The organism is Streptomyces turgidiscabies Car8 (genome assembly GCF_000331005.1).
GTDB classification, from domain to species: domain Bacteria; phylum Actinomycetota; class Actinomycetes; order Streptomycetales; family Streptomycetaceae; genus Streptomyces; species Streptomyces turgidiscabies.
The window spans coordinates 1-865 of the sequence record NZ_AEJB01000366.1; the positions used below are offsets into that span (position 1 = coordinate 1).

Consider the following 865-nt stretch of genomic DNA (forward strand, 5'->3'; position numbering starts at 1 on the left):
AGAGAGGGGGGGAGGGATCGGGTGGTGGGGGGGGGCAGGGGTGTCAGGTGGTTGCGGTTTTGGCTACCAGGAGGTCTACGTCGTAGGTCTCCTCGACCGTTTCGGCCGGGAAGAGCTTGAGGAGGAGGTTCCGTTCCTCTGCCAGGAACGCGGCGACGGCCTCCTTGTCGTGGATCAGGAAGACCGAGTGGCTGCCGATGTTGGCCAGGTGGGTGTCGATCGGGACGTGCCGGCTCCAGCGGAGCTCGCGGCGGGCGAAGTCGAGGCGGCCCGAGGCGTCGGCGGCGCGGCGGGAGGCGCCGTTCTTCTCCACGACCATGTCGACGCCGAAGAAGTACTCGATGCGGTTCGCCTGGGCGGCGATCCAGGGGATGTCCATGGCGTAGGTGTTCCACCACAGGGCGAGTGCGCCGCCCGGGCGCAGGACGCGGAGGGCTTCCGGGACGGCGAGGTCCGGGTCGGTCCAGTGCCAGGACTGGGCGTAGGTGAGGAAGTCGACGGAGGCGTCGGCCAGGGGGAGGGCGTTGCCGTTGCCTCGGACGATCGGCACGTCGGGGAGGGTGCGGCGGAACTGGGCTGCCATGCCGTCGCCGGGTTCCACGGCGATCACGTGGGCGCCGCGGGCGTGGAGGAGGGCGGTGGATATGCCGGTGCCGGCGCCGATGTCTGCGACGCGGGAGCCGGTGAGGGGGTGGGCGGCCAGGTGTTCCACGGCGTCCAGGAGGGCGGGTGGGTAGGAGGGGCGGTTCTGGGCGTATTGGGCTGCTGCTGCGTTGAAGGAGGTGGCTCGGGAGGGGCGGGAGGGGGTGGGGGGCTTGGAAGGGGGCTGGGTGGAGGCCGTCATGTGGACATGGTGGCTGGGGGT

1 protein-coding gene is annotated in these 865 nt (G+C 70.9%); it reads right to left on the bottom strand.

The window, feature by feature from the left end; translation table 11 throughout:
* Positions 1-43: 43 nt before the first annotated feature.
* The gene (locus STRTUCAR8_RS27510) at positions 44-844 is read right to left on the bottom strand and encodes a class I SAM-dependent methyltransferase (RefSeq protein WP_044472984.1); all 801 of its coding nucleotides are present in this window, start codon (positions 842-844) and stop codon (positions 44-46) included.
* Positions 845-865: the final 21 nt, after the last annotated feature.